General features: G+C 62.4%; 15 protein-coding genes. 7 read left to right on the top strand and 8 right to left on the bottom strand.

The window, feature by feature from the left end; genetic code table 11:
* Window positions 1-28: 28 nt before the first annotated feature.
* The 5 genes from EXZ61_RS01750 to EXZ61_RS01730 form a co-directional block, all read right to left on the bottom strand.
* Complete coding sequence (locus EXZ61_RS01750) at window positions 29-712, bottom strand: DUF1345 domain-containing protein (RefSeq protein WP_142808446.1); 684 nt, start codon at window positions 710-712, stop codon at window positions 29-31.
* Window positions 713-721: 9 nt separating this feature from the next.
* Window positions 722-2032 (bottom strand): NAD(P)/FAD-dependent oxidoreductase, encoded by a 1311-nt coding sequence (locus tag EXZ61_RS01745; protein ID WP_142808445.1) that lies wholly within the window; start codon window positions 2030-2032, stop codon window positions 722-724.
* A gap of 62 nt (window positions 2033-2094) precedes the next feature.
* Entirely contained in the window at window positions 2095-2532 is a 438-nt protein-coding gene (locus EXZ61_RS01740; RefSeq protein WP_142808444.1) for a hypothetical protein, read from the bottom strand.
* Between the two features lie 103 nt (window positions 2533-2635).
* The gene (locus EXZ61_RS01735) at window positions 2636-4021 is read right to left on the bottom strand and encodes an aminopeptidase P N-terminal domain-containing protein (protein ID WP_142808443.1); all 1386 of its coding nucleotides are present in this window, start codon (window positions 4019-4021) and stop codon (window positions 2636-2638) included.
* 29 nt (window positions 4022-4050) lie between these two features.
* On the bottom strand, window positions 4051-4896 hold the full coding sequence (locus tag EXZ61_RS01730) for a nucleotidyltransferase family protein (RefSeq protein WP_237219057.1): 846 nt from the start codon (window positions 4894-4896) through the stop codon (window positions 4051-4053).
* 170 nt (window positions 4897-5066) lie between these two features.
* Between EXZ61_RS01730 and EXZ61_RS01725 the strand changes: the two genes are divergently transcribed.
* Window positions 5067-5396, top strand: coding sequence for a hypothetical protein (locus EXZ61_RS01725; RefSeq protein ID WP_142808442.1), 330 nt, complete (start codon window positions 5067-5069; stop codon window positions 5394-5396).
* A gap of 15 nt (window positions 5397-5411) precedes the next feature.
* Here the strand turns inward: EXZ61_RS01725 and EXZ61_RS01720 are convergent, their stop codons facing one another.
* The 3 genes from EXZ61_RS01720 to EXZ61_RS01705 form a co-directional block, all read right to left on the bottom strand.
* Window positions 5412-6110, bottom strand: a complete 699-nt coding sequence (locus EXZ61_RS01720; protein WP_142808441.1) for a response regulator — start codon at window positions 6108-6110, stop codon at window positions 5412-5414.
* Window positions 6110-7660, bottom strand: coding sequence for an ATP-binding protein (locus EXZ61_RS01715; RefSeq protein WP_178084829.1), 1551 nt, complete (start codon window positions 7658-7660; stop codon window positions 6110-6112). The genes EXZ61_RS01720 and EXZ61_RS01715 overlap by 1 nt, the downstream gene beginning before the upstream one ends.
* A gap of 62 nt (window positions 7661-7722) precedes the next feature.
* Window positions 7723-9048 (bottom strand): cytochrome-c peroxidase, encoded by a 1326-nt coding sequence (locus EXZ61_RS01705; RefSeq protein WP_142808438.1) that lies wholly within the window; start codon window positions 9046-9048, stop codon window positions 7723-7725.
* Between the two features lie 208 nt (window positions 9049-9256).
* Here EXZ61_RS01705 and EXZ61_RS01700 point away from each other — a divergent pair, with 208 nt between their 5' ends.
* Genes EXZ61_RS01700 through EXZ61_RS01675 form a run of 6 tightly spaced genes read left to right on the top strand, consistent with a single transcriptional unit; the run spans window position 9257 to window position 15712 of the window.
* Window positions 9257-9619, top strand: a complete 363-nt coding sequence (locus tag EXZ61_RS01700) for a SpoIIAA family protein (RefSeq protein ID WP_142808437.1) — start codon at window positions 9257-9259, stop codon at window positions 9617-9619.
* A gap of 57 nt (window positions 9620-9676) precedes the next feature.
* Window positions 9677-10711, top strand: coding sequence for an SPFH domain-containing protein (locus tag EXZ61_RS01695; RefSeq protein ID WP_142808436.1), 1035 nt, complete (start codon window positions 9677-9679; stop codon window positions 10709-10711).
* A 15-nt stretch (window positions 10712-10726) separates the two neighbouring features.
* Window positions 10727-12232, top strand: coding sequence for a DUF4178 domain-containing protein (locus tag EXZ61_RS01690; RefSeq protein WP_142808435.1), 1506 nt, complete (start codon window positions 10727-10729; stop codon window positions 12230-12232).
* 32 nt (window positions 12233-12264) lie between these two features.
* A complete protein-coding gene (locus tag EXZ61_RS01685) occupies window positions 12265-12477 on the top strand; it encodes a DUF350 domain-containing protein (protein WP_425353600.1) in 213 nt (70 codons plus the stop codon).
* Window positions 12474-14045, top strand: a complete 1572-nt coding sequence (locus tag EXZ61_RS01680; protein ID WP_237219056.1) for a polyamine aminopropyltransferase — start codon at window positions 12474-12476, stop codon at window positions 14043-14045. Before EXZ61_RS01685 ends, EXZ61_RS01680 begins: the two co-directional genes overlap by 4 nt.
* Entirely contained in the window at window positions 14045-15712 is a 1668-nt protein-coding gene (locus EXZ61_RS01675) for an FAD-dependent oxidoreductase (RefSeq protein ID WP_142808433.1), read from the top strand. Before EXZ61_RS01680 ends, EXZ61_RS01675 begins: the two co-directional genes overlap by 1 nt.
* Window positions 15713-15792 lie beyond the last annotated feature (80 nt).

Genomic DNA, 15792 nt, shown 5'->3' with positions numbered 1-15792 from the left:
GTAGCAAATCAAGGCTGCCTAGCGAGCACTAGAACAAGCCCGAGGCCATGTTGATGGTCAGTGCCAGCAAGGTGGTATTGAAAAAGAAGGCCAAGACACAGTGCAAGAGCCCAATGCGGCGCATGGCGCGGCGGGTGAAGCTGACATCCGCCGTTTGGCCAGAGGTGCCGATGACCGCTGCAACATACAAAAAGTCGCCGTAGTCCGGCGCTTCATTGCCAGGAAAGGCCAGCCCCCCTGCTCCCGATTCATCGCCCGCATGCCCAGTGCGCGCCGCGTGGGCGTAGTACTCGTGGGCGTAGTGCAGGGCAAACATCACCTGGGTAAATGCCCAGGACGTCGCGATGGTCAATGCCGCCAGGCCAATGTGGGCATAGCGACTGGCACCCTGCAAATCCTTGGCGACCGCCAGCTCTGCCACGATGGCGCCAATGCAGGCCATCGCGGCCAACACCACCAACATGAGGATGAGCAAGCGGCCTTCATCTTCTTGCGCCGCGCGTTGGCGCATCAAGGCATGGGTGGAGGCAAACATCATGTACAGCGCCAGTGTTAAGTACACAAGGGCCCCCACATTCCACGCAAGAATGGCCCGCGTCACGGGCAGCAAACCCCAGCTGGCGGGCATGGCAAAGCCACAGGCTAGGCCAATGAGCGCACACACCACCAAGCGTGGCCGGGCTCTTAGTGCATGCATCCAGCGACTCAGCATGGCGATGGCCTAGTGCAACTTGATGCGTGGGCGGTAGGTGCGGTCTAGCAACTCCGAGAGCGTGATCAAGGCCATTTTCTTGAAGCCCCCCAAGGCCATCTGGTGCTGCTTGTGCAGCGCCCAGTACATGAACTTGGCGATCTGGCCTTCCACAAAGAAGCTGCCTTTGGTCAAGCTGCCCATGAGGCTGCCCACCGACGAATATTCGGACAAAGACACCAAGGACCCCTGGTCTTTGAACACAAAGGGCGCCACCGCCTCCCCCCGTTGCAGCATGGGCAAAGCGCGCACCAAATACATGGCCTGCTGGTAGGCCACCTGTGCGCGGGGTGGTACCCACAGGCCATCGGGCTGCTGGTAGGCGGCGCAGTCGCCAAAGGCAAAAATGCTGGGGTCTTGCGCACACTGCAGGTTGTGGTTGACCAAGAGCTGGTTCAGGCGGTTGGTCTCTAGCGGTGCCTCACCGCCCAGCGTCTTGAGAAACTCAGGCGCCTTCACACCGGCTGCCCATACCGCAATGCTGGCCGGCACCACTTTGCCGCTGGCCATTTTCAAGTGGTCGGCGGTCACCTCCACCACTCTTTCGTTGGTGTGCACTTCAATGGCCAGTTTGCGCAGCTCGCGCAGCGCGGACTCGCTCAGGCGCTCGGGCAACTGGGCCAGCAAGCGCGGCGCGGCTTCAATCAGCACAATTTGCAGGTCTTTTTCGGGGTGGATGTGGTCAAACCCGAAGTGGGCCAAGACCTTGGCCGAGGCATGCAACTCGGCCGCCAACTCCACGCCGGTCGCGCCCCCGCCCACAATGGCCACCGTCAAACGGCCGCTGCCCGCGCTGCGCGGCACGGTTTGCGCGCGGATGCAGGCGTTGATCATGCGGTTGTTGAAGTTTTGGGCGGCCACAGGACTGTCGAGCTTGATGGTGTGCTCGGCCGCGCCCAAGGTGCCGAAGTCATTGGTTTGGCTGCCCACCGCAATGATCAGGGTGTCATAGGCCAGCTGTTGCGCCGGTGTGATCTCACGGCCTGTTTCATCGAAACTAGCTTCCAGTTGCAGCGTCTTGGCCGTGCGGTCCACACTGACCAAGCGGCCCAAGCGAAACTTGAAATGGTTCCAGCGCGCCTGCGCCAAGTACTCGATTTCTTCCGCATGGGTGTCAAAACTGCCCGCCGCCAGTTGGTGCAACAGGGGCTTCCACACATGGGTGCGGGCTGCGTCCACCAGCGTGACTTCAGCCAGCCCTTTTTTCCCCAATTTTTTGCCAAGTTGGGTGGCCAGCACCAAGCCGCCGGCACCACCGCCCACGATCACAATACGTTGCATACGCGCCTTACAGAGTTTTGAAATCGTTCGCGCAGGGCCGCCTACAGCGGCTCCCCCACGCCTTAGCCGTGGCTAAACAGGTACAGGCCAATGCCCAGTGCGGCCAAGATGCCCACTAGCACCACAGCGCCCCATGTGTGTTGGGCATGGTCAATGCGTTCAAAGCGCTCCCAGTCCCCCGCTTGCGCCGCGTCCCCCCGGCGAAACACCAACCAAACACAGTAGGCATTGGCCGCGATGGCCAGCACACCCAAGCCAGCTTTGAGGTGCAGCAGGTTGCTGGGCGGTGCGGCATGCAGCATCAATGCCCCGGTCACCAAGACCCCCACAAAGGCCGGTATCTCGATCAACAGGTCCACCTTTTTATGCAGCGCCACCAACACCAGCTCAAAGGCTCGGCCTTGGCCTAACAAGGCGCGTTCAAACAAGGCTTCCGTCAAGACGCAACCCAGCCAAACGCCCACAAAGACAAGATGCAGCGGCAACAGGTAAGAAGGCATGGTGGAGGAGTGAAGTGGAGACAGCGGAAAGGATAACCCAAGCACCTAAGCAAGGCCCGGGCCAGTCAGTACCCATGTCACAGGCGCTGGGCTGCCTCTGCCGTCAGTCACGCATCAAGGCTTCAATGGCCTCAGCCTCCACAGGCACACCACGGCTCAACAACTCGCACCCATTGGCGGTCACCAGCGCGTCGTCTTCAATGCGAATGCCGATGTTGTGAAAAGCCTCAGGCACGCCGGGCGCGGGCCGCACATAGATCCCAGGCTCAATGGTGAGCACCATACCGGGCTGCAAAATGCGCCCCGGACGGTGCAGTGACACTGCGCCGGTCACCGCATCGGTGCGCTCGGTGGCCAAGTGCAGCTCACTGGGTTCGTAGTAGCTGCCGCAGTCATGCACATCCAAACCCAGCCAGTGGCTGGTGCGGTGCATATAGAACTGAAAGTAGGCGCGCTTTTCGATCACATCGTCCACCGTACCCACCACCTTGCGGTCCAACAGGCCCAGATCGAGCATGCCTTGCGACAGTACCTTCACGGTGGCGTCATGCGGGTCCATAAACCGCTGGCCAGGGCGTGTCACCGCAATAGAGGCCGCTTGGGCGGCTACGACCAGGTCATACAACGCACGCTGAGGGCCCGTGAACTTGCCGTTGGCAGGGAAGGTGCGGGTAATGTCACTGGCGTAGCCGTCAAGCTCACAGCCTGCATCAATCAAGACCAACTCGCCGTCCCGCACCGCGCCTGCATCGGCCCGGTAGTGCAGCACGCAGGCATTGCCCCCTGCGGCCACGATAGAACTGTAGGCCGGGTACTGCGAGCCATGGCGGCGAAACTCGTGCAATAGCTCTGCATCCAGGTGGTACTCATGCACCGCTTGGCCTGCGCGCAGCATGCGCGCTGACTGCTGCATGGCGCGCACATGGGCTTGCGCGCTGATCTGCGCCGCACGGCGCATGGTGGCTTGCTCTTCGGCGTCTTTGAAGAGGCGCATTTCATCGAGCAAGGCGCACACATCGCGCTGCGCTTCGGCACACAAAGCCCCTTGGCGGGAGCGGCCACGCACTGTGCTGAGCCACCCAGCCACCCGGGTCTCTAGGCCTTTGTGGATGCCAAACGGGTACCACACGGTGCTGGCGTTCTCCAGGAGCTTGGGGAGCTGAACATCGAGCTCGGTACAGGCATAGGCCTTGTGCACACCCAAAGCTTCAGGGGCCGCCTGGGGGCCGGTGCGAAAGCCATCCCAGATTTCGCGTTCCGGGTCTTTGGGCTGGCAAAACAGCGTGCTGCTGCCATCCCCACGCACCACCAAAGTGGCATGGGGCTCCGTAAAGCCGGTGAGGTACAAAAAGTAGCTGTCGGCGCGGAACAAAAAATCAGAGTCGCGGTTGCGCTGCTGCTCAGGCGCGGTGGGAATGATGGCAATACCGCTGGGGCCCAGTTGGGCAGCCAAAGCGGCGCGGCGGCGTTGGTAAACAGTCTGTGTCATAGCGAAAACGCGCTCCAAAATCGAGAAACTTACACGTGGTTGAGTTGGGCCAGCCGCTCGGGCGTGCCCACATCGGTCCAGCGACCGGTATAGAGCTCGGCACTCACCCGCCCTTGGTCCATCGCAGCGCGCAGCAAGGGCGCCAGCGGCGCTTTCACACCCTGGGGATTGCCCGGCGCAATGGCGCACCAGGGCGGCGCAAACAGCGCGGCACGGTACAGACCTATGGTGGAGTAGGTGTAACGGGGCCTTGGATCGTCAGTGGCGAGGTTCAGCGCCATACCCGCAGCGTCGGAACCCTGGGACAGCGCCAAACCAAAGTCACCCCGGGGGTTGTGCGCGGGGTTGGGCACCAACCAGAGGTGGGCAAGCTTGTCACTCGCCACAAAGCGCGCGACCGCGTCTTGGCGGTAGTCAAAGTCAGGCACAAACACGTCGCCCGCAGCCACCCAAAACACAGCACTTTTCGCTGCAGCTGGCTCGGCCACCAGCAGCGGCAATGCGCGTGCAATACCGCCTGCCGTCTCCAGCGCGCCGCCAAAGTCTTGGCCCTCGCGGGAGAACGCTAGGGTGAACACGGCATCGCCATTCGACGCCATGTCTTGCTCTGCATTCCATAGCTGCTCACGCACATTCCATGGGCGCAAATGGCCTGTTTGGCCCTCAAAAAAACGTTCTATTTTGGAACCTAACCAGTCGGTATTGACCACCGCCTTGGAGAACCCGCCACGGGCCAAGGCTTCCAGATGCCACTGCAACAAGGGCTTGCCGCGCACCTCTAGCAAGGGCTTGGGGCAATGGTCGGTCAGGGGTCGCATGCGCTCACCGCGTCCAGCGGCTAGCAGCATGGCGGGCGTACACGCAAAATCGGTCATGGAATGGGCACTGCGCTGGGCAAAAGTAGGCGAATGTGAAAGAGATGGCAGATATTGAACGGTGATGGTACCGTGAAAGCCTGCTCCACAATTGCTCCACACTTAAGGCACACACTGCATCGCACTGCACCCCGCAGGGTTCCCCATCTCAGACCTTAAGGAGTCATGCCATGTCGAAGCTTCCTCTTGCCCTCCGTGTGTGCGCTGCCATGGCCTTGCTGCTATGCGCCGCCACAGCCTCCGCCCAACAAGCGCCCCCCAATGGCCCAAAGCCGGCAGGCGGGCAAGAACAGCAAGAGGGCCCAGAGCACCGCAAACCACCGGCCGAAGCGCTCGCGGCGTGCAAGTCTTTGGCGGCAGGCGCGGCGTGTAACTTCACCTCGCCGCGTGGTGCCGAAGCAGGAACATGCGGAGCCCCCGAAGGCAAACCCTTGGCTTGCCGCCCTGCCCACACAAAGGGCCAAGGCCCCGGCATGGGCAAAGAAAAGCCCAAGAGCTAAACCCCAAATGGGCGCTTAGACGCCCAAGTCCAGCCGATAGCCCACGCCATACACCGAGGCAATGCTGGCCTCGGTGACCTGGGCTTGCTCCATCTTGCGGCGTATATTTTTGATGTGGCTGTCGATGGCGCGGTCGCTCACATCGCGCTGATCTTCATGCAGGCTGTCGAGCAAACGGGCGCGCCCAAATACTTGTGCGGGCCGCGAGAGCAACAAGGCCAACAAGCGGTACTCCACCTGCGTGAGCGGCAAGGCGTGACCCGCCCACACCACCTGCCGCTTGGCAGCGTCCACCCGCAGGCCTAGATTGGCCGCTGGCTGTGCACCGGGTAAGGGCGCAAGCAGCTCACCTTGCGTGCGCCGCAACAAGGCCTTGATACGGGCCACCACCTCGCGCGGGCTAAAGGGCTTGCACACATAGTCGTCAGCGCCCGTCTCTAGGCCCAAGAGACGGTCCACTTCGTCCACGCGCGCCGTCACCATGATGATGGGTACCGCTGAGAACGCCCGCACGGCGGCGCACACGCCAACACCATCCAAACTGGGCAACATCACGTCGAGCAGCACCACGGCGGGGGCTTGGCTGCGCACCAGCTCCACCGCCTGCAAGCCATCGGCGCAGCATAGGGTGGCGTAGCCCTGCATGCGCAGGTAGTTGTCCAGCATGTCGGCAATCTTGAGGTCGTCTTCCACAATGAGAATGGGGGCTTGCATCACCGCTCCTTTCTGCGTTCCAGCCGCTGTGGCTGCAAGGGCAGCACCAAGGTGACTGCGAGCCCACCGAGTTCGGATGCACTGGCCTTCACCGAGCCGCGGTGTGCCCGCACAATGGCTTGCACGATGGACAGGCCCAGTCCACTGCCCTGCTGCCCGGTGCGCCCGCGTGCCGCGTCAACCCGGTACAAGGGTTCAAACAGTTTGGGCAAATGCACAGCGGCCACGCCGGGCGCGCTGTCTTCTACGGTCAAGGTGAGCGCGGTCGCACTGGCCTGCCAGCGGATACGGATGCGCCCCGGCGCATGGGTGTAGCGCAGGCTGTTTTCCAGCAAGTTGCCTAAGAGTTGCTCGATGCGCCCATAGTCCCATTGGGTGGCAATGGGCTGTGCGCAGGGAACGATGTCCACGACGAGGCCCATCTGCTGGGCGCGCGTCTCAAAGCGGCCCGCCATGCGCTGCAAGGCAGCGTTCGCATCGCCCGGTGCCATGTGGCAGGGCATCTGCCCCATGTCAGCCACCGACAGCAAATGCAAGTCGTCCACCAAGCGGGTGAGTTGCATGACTTCTTCACGCAGGCTGCCGATCACGCTGGGCGTGGGCTGGCGCGCACCATCTTCTATCGATTCAAGCTCACCGCGCAGCACCGCCAAGGGCGTGCGCAGTTCATGGGATATCTCCGCAATCCAGGCCCGTCGCGCAGACTCCAGCGCCGCCAGGGACAGTGCCATGGCATTCACGTCGGCCACCAAGAGCGCGATTTCGACCGCGCCGGTGTGCACCGCTCCCGGCAGCGCTTGGGGCGCTGAAAAGTCGCCTTGTGCAATGCGCCGGGTCACCGCCTGCAGTGCCCGCAGGGGCCGGCTCCAGCGGCCGCCGATTACGACCGCAGCTACCAGTGCGGCCGCAATGGTGATCGCTGCGGCCAAGGCCAAACCACGGTACTGTCGCTGCAAAAAGCTGGCGTCCACGCCTTCCATCTGGGCTTCTGGCGTCAACTCCAAGCTGCCCACGGAAACGCCATCGACCTTGATGGCTCGCACACTGACACGTGCGCCCGCCGGGGGCTCCCGGCCCACGAGGCGGCGGCCCTGCGCGTCGCGAATGAGCAACCTTTGGGCAAAGTTGCCTGCACTACCGTTGGGCGCTAGAGGCGGCGGTGGCGCCACTCTGGGCGGGCCGGGGCGCTCGGGTGGCGGGCCTTCGCGCTCAGGCCCCGGGGGTGGGGGACGGCCGTCGCGGGGCAAGGGTCTGTCACCCGGGGCGGGCCTAGCGCCTTGGGGAGGACGTCCGGCAAACTCGTCCACCAAGGCACGCAAGGCTTCGCGGTCGCCGCGCAGCCATTGCATGCTGGGGTCCTGGGCGGCGCGGCGCTCCACCAAGCCCAGAAAGCGGGTGAGGTGTTCTTCATCGCGCGCTTGCAGGTAGTCCGAAAAGCCGCGCTGCAAATTCCACACGCTCAGGCCCCCCACGGCCAGCACCGCCAGCACCACAAAGGCCGACAGCAGCAGCGCTAGCTGGTGGGCAAGGGTCAGGGTGGGCAGGCGCATGGCGCGATGGTAGAGCCGTTTAGGCGCCTGTGGCTAGTGCGGGCAAGGCCAAGCACCACACACTACGGCGACGTCGCACGTGGAGCAGCACCGACGCCCGCCACCGTGACTGCGGGCAGCGCCGGGCTATAGCCGTCGCTCAGGGTGTGCAAAAAGGCCACGATGTCATTGATCTCGGCCTCTGTGAGCAAGGGGCCCGCTTGGGGCTTGCGGTTGAAAGGCGCTTTTTCATGCTCGATATTGCCGCGGTACTGGGCAGGCAAGTCGTTGGGCACACCCGCAGCGCCATACCAGTGCGTGGGATCGGTGTTGCGGGTGGCGTAAAAGCGCACCACCTCCCGCAGCCCTTTGAAGTAGCCGTTGTGCATATAGGCCTCGCGCTTGGCCACATTGCGCAAGCTGGGCATGCGAAACATGCCGCAAAAATGGCTGGGCTTGACGTCCGCAGGCACCGTCGCGGGCAATGCAGGCATGTCGCGCTCAGGGCCGCACAGCCCCAAGTCAAAAAAGGCAGGATCTGCATTGCGCGGAATGTCGGTGTTGCGCGGGACGCCCGTGGCGTAGTAGGTGAACTCGGAGAACAAAGAGTTCTCAGGCTTACCGCTTTTGGGGTCCATCAAGTGGCAGCCTGCGCAGTTGGCGCGCTTAGGATCCGCGAACAAAGCCATGCCACGGGCTTCTGCGTGGGTGAACTCCACTTTGCCGCGCACCATGGCGTCGTACTTGGAGCTAAAGGACTGCAGCCTGGCCCGTTCAAAGTCGCTGATGGCCACGCCCAGCGCTTCAAACGCATGGTCCGTGTTGTCAAACACCTGGGTGCCGAATTCTTGGCGAAAAAGAGAGGCATACGGAGCCGCTGCGACTTTTGCGACCACAGCGGCGCGGTCGGGGTTGTTCATCTCCAGCGGGTTTAAAAACGGGCCCCAAGCCTGCTGCTCCATGCCAGCGGCCCGGCCATCCCAAAAGTGGCCACCCCGGGCCTCGGTCTCACCCTGATCCGTCACGAACTCAAACGCCGGAACAAAGCTGGCGTAGCCGTTGGACATGGTGTTGCGCAAACCCACAGAAGTGGCCTTGCTGCCCACCGCCACACCCAGCGTGGAACCGTTGTTGCTAGCCAAGCCTGTGTTGGCACCGTGGCACGCAATGCAGGCCGTACCGCGAGGTTCCGACAGGTTTTTATCGTTAAAAATCATCTCGCCCAAGCGCACCCGCGCACTGTTTTGCAGCGCGTGTTGGGCCACTGGGTCTGGAGCACGCGTTGGAACTTCTGCCCGCGATACCGTGTCAGGCCCGGCCCGGCATGACAGCAACACCACGGGTAACACCAAGCCACCCCATACAGCCGCACGGCGTAAGCGTGCGCTCAGCCAATACTGGGTCCACATAGCGATCTCCTTATTCCAAGGTCAGGTTGACCTTGCTGGATGCGACTGTGAAGAGCAACTGTGGATCAAATATGGAGAGAACAGTCCAACACGCACAAGGTGCCGTGGCACAAGGGCCACTGGGGAAGCAGAGCGCCGATAATGGCGGCCTGCCCCCCTGACGCATTGGGTACACATCTTGCTGCACCTAGGCGCACCGAGCGACACCATGACCATCCACATCGCATACGAACTCCCCACATTGATCGTGGCCACCGTGACCGACGTCCTCATGCGCGAGGAACTCGACGACGCCAAACGCCAGATCCACGACCACCTGCAGGCCCACGGTCCCTGCCGCCTGTTGGTTTTCTTTGCACAAGGGTTTATCAACCTCCAAGCGCTGGCGACATGGGACGACATTGACGTAGACCCCTACCTGCAGCGCAACACCACGCGCATGGCCTTGGTGGGTGACATGCGTTGGCGCGACAGTGCTTTGCTGTTTTTTTTCAACAGCATGGTGCCGTTTCAGATGGAGTATTTCCCGCCCGAGCAGTACGAGTTGGCCAAGGCCTGGCTCATCGACTGAACGCCACTAGGCGGGCGGTATCATCGCCGCTGCTTTTTACTTTTTTGGGAGATCGCCATGGGACTGATGGACTTCATTAAGAAACAGTTTATTGATGTCATTCAATGGACCGAGGAGTCCGATGGCACGCTGGCTTGGCGCTTCCCCATGTCGGGCATGGAAATCCAAAACGGCGGCACCTTGGTGGTGCGTGAATCGCAGATGGCCGTGTTTGTGAATGAGGGCAAAGTGGCCGATGTGTTTGGCCCCGGCAGCTACACGCTCACCACCCAAACCCTGCCCGTGCTGACCTACCTCAAGAACTGGGACAAGCTGTTTGAGTCGCCCTTCAAGAGCGATGTGTACTTCTTCAGCACCCGCCAACAGATTGACCAAAAATGGGGCACGCCCCAGCCCATCACCATCCGTGATGCCGACTTTGGCGCGGTGCGCTTGCGCGCATTTGGCAATTACAGCTTCCGCATTGCGGACCCCAAGCTCTTTCACACCGAGATCTCCGGCACGCGTGAGAGCTACCTCGTCGGTGATGTCGACGGTCAGCTACGTGGCTTGGTTTTGCAAAACATCAGTGCGGCTGTGGCCAGCAGCGGCATTGCCTTCTTGGACCTGGCCGCCAACCAACTGAGCTTTGCCCAAGCGCTGACGCGCCAACTGGCGCCTGAGTTTGAAAAAGTGGGTATCAAGCTCGAAGGCATGACCGTGCAAAACGTGTCCTTGCCCGAAGAGTTGCAAAAAATTCTGGACCAAAAAATTGGCATGGGCATGGTGGGCAAGGACATGGGCCAGTTCATGCAGTACCAAACCGCACAGGCCATCCCGAAGTTTGCTGAAGGCGCGGGCCAAGGCGGCGGCATTGCCGGTGACGCCATGGGCTTGGGCGCGGGCGTGGCGCTGGGCCAAGTGCTGGCGCAAAACCTGGCGGCAGGCTTGCAAGGTGCGGGTGCGCCAGCTGCCGCGCCGCAGGCAGCAGGCGTCAAACCCGAAGAGGTGATGGCCACGCTCGAAAAGCTGGGCGACCTCAAAACCAAGGGCATTCTCACGCAAGAAGAGTTCGACGCCAAGAAGGCAGAGCTTCTGAAGAAACTCGTTTAAGCCCGCAGCGTTCTCGTGGCAACTGAGACCCCGCAACGGGCCTACCAAGCGCCCTGCCCCGGCTGTGGCGCGCCGGTGAATTTCGTCAGCGCGCAAAGCACGCATGCGGTGTGCAGCTACTGCCAAAGCATGGTGGTGCGCAAGGGTGATGTATTGGCCCGCATCGGCAAAGTGGCCGAGCTGTTTGACGACCACAGCCTCTTGCAACTGGGTGCCTCTGGCCGCTGGAAAGGCCAGTCCTTCACGCTGCTTGGGCGCTTGCAATACCGCTATGGCGAAGGCACTTGGACCGAGTGGGTGGCCATGCTGGCCGATGGCAGCACCGCCACCTTGAGCGAAGACAACGGTGCCTATGTTTTCTCCATCCCGCAACCCACGCAGCAGCGCCCGATTCCGGCCGCCAGCGCCTTTAGGGTAGGGGCCACCACCGCCATCAATGGCGTGAGCTATTCGGTGGCGTCCAACCAGTCGGTGGCCCTCATCAGCGCGCAAGGTGAGCTGGCGCGCGTGCCAGAGCTCGGTGCGGCGTTTGACATGGTGGAGCTGCGCAGTGCCGATGCCGCTGTGCTCAGCATCGACTACAGCACGCAGCCCCCCAGCGTGGCGCTGGGCAAGGCAGCCACATTGGACGAGCTCACGGTCACGGGCCTGCGCGACAGTTCGCAAAAGGATGAAAAAGGCCGCCAGTTCAGTTGCCCCAACTGCGGTGCACCGCTAACGCTGAACCTGAATACGACCAAGAGCCTGACCTGCCCCTCGTGCAACAGCATTGTGGATGTGTCGCAAGGCATGGGGGGAGAGCTCAAACACGCCATCCAAGACGAGCCCGTACAACCTTTGATTGCATTGGGCACCATGGGTCAGCTGCAAGGCACGCAGTGGCAGGTGGTGGGCTTTCAGCACCGAATGGGCTACGCGCCTAGCGACCCCGACGAGCACTTTGGCTGGGAAGAGTACCTGCTGTACAACGCCAAACGCGGCTTCATCTTTTTGGTGGACTCTACCGAAGGCTGGAGCGTGGTGCGCCCCGCCACCGGTGCGCCCGTGGTGGCCAGCAACGGACAAAGCGCCACCTACTTGGGCACGCGCTACACGCTCAAGGAAAGCTACAGCGCCGAAACCAACTACGTGGTGGGCGAGTTTTACTGGCAAGTGCAACGCGGCCAACAGACCAGCAACCGCGACTACGTGAGCGGAAAAAACGTGCTCTCCATGGAGCAGTCGCCCGCAGAACTCACCTGGTCGGTGGGCAGCCAGATGGACAGTGCCACCGTGGCCAAAGCCTTCAAACTGCAAGACAAGCAAGAGCTCCTCAAACGCAGCGATGTGGGCGCCACCAGCAGCACCAAAAACCCCGTGGCCCGGGCCGACTTTTGGGTGTTTGTGGTCGTGGTGGTGTTGATCTTGGTTCTGAGCCGCTGCTCTGACTGCGACCCCAATGTAGAGAACTGCTCTGGCTCAGGATCGCGCACCTCAGGCGGGTCGTTTGGCGGCTTTTCCAGCGGCGGCGGGCACAAGTAGCACCCCTTTTAACGTTTCACAAGGAGATCACCATGGAATGGTTTAAACCCGACATCGTCTTGAACTCAGTGCTTTACGCGCTGATAGGCGTGGCCATTTTCTGGCTGAGCTTTATCGTCATCGACAAGCTCACCCCCTACAACCTATGGGAAGAGATTGTGGAGAAACAAAACAAAGCCCTGGGCATGGTGGTAGCCGCCATGTCTCTGGGCATTTGCATCATTGTGGCGGCTGCTATTCATTGAGTTCACCCACCACATCTTCTAGCGCCGCCCCTGCGCCCAGCCCGCTCGAAGTCGCGCTGCTGGCATCGGTCTTTGTGATTGCAGCATGCGGCTTGGTGTACGAGCTGGCTGCCGGTGCGCTGGCTTCGTATTTGCTGGGCGACTCGGTACTGCAGTTCTCCACGGTGATTGGGGCCTACCTGTTTGCCATGGGGGTGGGCTCGTACCTGTCGCGCTACTTTGTGCGCCAACTGCCCGCGCATTTTTTGCGCATTGAACTGCTGGTAGCGCTCATTGGCGGGGCGTTGCCCGCTCTGCTTTTTGTAGCGTATGCCTATGTACCCGGTGCCTTTAGGGGTCTGCTGTACGGGCTGGTCATGCTGGTGGGGGTGTTGGTTGGCTTGGAGATTCCGCTGGTCATGCGCATGCTCAAGCGCAATGTGGCGCTCAAAGACTTGGTGTCGCAGGTGCTCACCTTTGACTACCTGGGCGCATTGGCCGTGTCGCTGGCATTTCCGCTGGTGCTGGTACCGCAGCTGGGCCTGATTCGCACCGGCTTGCTCTTTGGTTTGATGAACGCCAGTGTGGCGCTGTGGGCCCTGTGGCTGTACCGCCATGAGCTGCGGCGCTTCAAGGCCCACGCGCTGGCGTGTGCGGCCACACTCAGCGTGCTGTCCGCAGGCATGCTGGGTGCCAACCACATCACCACCTGGGCGGAAGACAAGCTCTACCAAGACCGCGTGGTGTTTGCCAGCACCACGCCATACCAGCGCATCGTGGTCACCCACGGGCCGGGCGAGGGGCGCGCAGGCTACCGCTTGTTCCTTAACGGCAACCTACAGTTTGCCCAGCGCGACGAATACCGCTACCACGAAGCCTTGGTGCACCCTGCCATGGCGGCCTTTAACCCCAGCGGCGCGGGCCCCAAACGCGTGGCGGTGTTGGGTGGTGGCGACGGCATGGCCGTGCGCGAGATCTTGAAGTACCCCAGCGTCGAGAGCGTGACCTTGGTGGAGTTAGACCCAGCCATGACCACGCTGTTTAGCCAAAACCCGGTGCTCGCAAGCCTCAACGGCCAAGCGCTTTCGTCCCCCAAGGTCAAGGTGGTCAACACCGATGCCTTTAGCTGGTTGGAAACCACGCCAGAGGTGTTTGATGTGCTGATCGTCGACTTCCCTGACCCCACCAACTTCTCCATTGGCAAGCTCTACACCCACTCGTTTTACGCCCTGCTGGACAAGCATCTGTCGGCCAGCGGCTATGCCGTGATCCAGACCACATCGCCCTTGGTGGCGCGCAAGAGTTTTTGGACCGTGGTGCAGACCATCGAGTCCGTAGGCCTGAGCGCCACGCCCTACCACACGCATGTGCCCAGCTTTGGAGAATGGGGCTTTGTGATTGCCAGCCGCCGCCCCTTCCGCCAGCCCACCGTGCTGCCGCCGGGCCTGCGCTACCTCAATTTGCAGACTCTGCCCTTGCTGTTTGACTTTCCGCTGGACATGAACCGCGTGCCCGCAGAGGTCAACCGCCTGTCCAACCAGGTGCTGGTGACCACCTACGAAGAAGAATGGGGCCGCGTGGCCAAGTGATGCAACGCCGCCACTTTCTTGCAGGTGCGGCAGCGGCAGGCCTCACGGCCGCCTGCAAGCCCAGCGCCAGCGACACCCAGCACATCACGGGCGACTTCACGGGCATCCACATCGCACGTGGCCACCAGCTGCGCGGCACCACGGCCTGGCCGGCCCCTTTCGTGCAGCGCCGCACCCGGGTGCTGATCGCCGGTGGCGGTGTGGCGGGCTTGGCCGCCGCGCGCGCTCTGCGCTTGCGCGGCATGGACGACTTTGCGCTGCTGGAGCTAGAAGACAGCGCAGGCGGCAACGCACGGGGCAGTCACATCAACGGCATTGCCTGCCCCCAAGGCGCGCACTACCTGCCCACGCCGGGGGACGACGCCCCGGTGCTGCAAGACCTGCTGGAAGAACTGGGCCTGCGCCAACGCGTGGCCGGGCGCTGGCAATACGACGAACGCCACCTCTGCCACAGCCCACAAGAGCGCCTGTTCTTCCATGGCGCGTGGCAAGACGGCTTGCTCCCGGTGCAAGGCGTGGGATCTGACACCTTGGCGCAGTACCGCCGCTTTGCCGCCTTGGTCGCCAGCGCCCAGCGTGCCGCGCCCTGGCCCATGCCAAGCGCCAATAGGCCGCTGGCGCCCATGCAGATTGCGCTAGCCGCTATCACTTTTGAAGCATATCTCGGCAACAACGGCCTTACTGACCCGCAGCTGCGCTGGTATTTGAACTACTGCTGCCAGGACGACTTTGGCGCTGGCCTGTCCACCGTGTCGGCCTGGGCAGGCCTGCACTACTTCGCCAGCCGCCACGGCTTCCACGCACCGGGGACGGAGGCCGAACGCGAAGGCGTGCTCACCTGGCCGGAAGGTAACGCCTGGCTCACCCAGCGCTTGGCCGCCCCCTTGCTTGAGCGCCTGCACACTGGCTGCATGGTGCTGCGGGTAGAGCAAGGCAAGCACGGCGTAACCGTGGATGCCATCAACACCCGCACCCAGGCAGTAGAGCGCTGGCAAGCGGAGCACGCCATCGTGGCGCTGCCCGTGTTCGTGGCGGCTCGGGTTCTGGCCCAGCCGCCCGACTTTTTGCAGCAGGCGGCCCACCGCACCACCTACGCGCCGTGGCTGGTGGCCAACATCCACATCACCCAGCCCCTGGTGGACCGCCCCGGTGCGGCGCCCAGTTGGGACAACGTGCTCTACGGTGCGCCAGGCCTGGGCTATGTAGACGCCATGCACCAAAGCCTGCACCCGGTGCCCGGTGCCACGGTGCTCACCTACTACCGCGCCTTGGGCGACGCCAGCTGGCAGGGGCAAACAGGCCCCGGCGCAGGCCGCCAGCAGCTCCACAACAGCCCATGGACCACCTGGCGCGACACCATCGTGGCCGAGCTCGCCACCGCGCACCCCGACTTGGCCCGCAAGACCGACCGCATGGACATCACCCGCTACGGCCACGCCATGGCCATCCCCACGCCAGCGGCCATGGCTTTTCTGCACCAGTTCAGAAGCCAAAACATGCCACAGCGCTCGTCCATCAAGCGCAAGCAGCTATCAAAAGCATTGCAATCCCACGCAATGTGGGCCCCACAGAGTGGCCGCATCAGCTTCGCCCACGCCGACTGGGCGGGCTACTCGGTGTTTGAAGAAGCGTTTGCCTTGGGGCATGCGGCGGGGGAGCAGGTTTAAGCCGCTTTTGTGGTCTTTTTTGTTCATTTGGGCGGTGCAAGGGCATGGTGTCCCTGCGCGGTGTTATTTAGCTAGCGCAT

This window comes from Rhodoferax aquaticus (assembly GCF_006974105.1).
GTDB lineage: Bacteria > Pseudomonadota > Gammaproteobacteria > Burkholderiales > Burkholderiaceae_C > Allorhodoferax > Allorhodoferax aquaticus_A.
The sequence above is the reverse complement of the archived record's forward strand: the minus strand, read 5'-3'. Positions and strand labels throughout refer to the sequence as shown.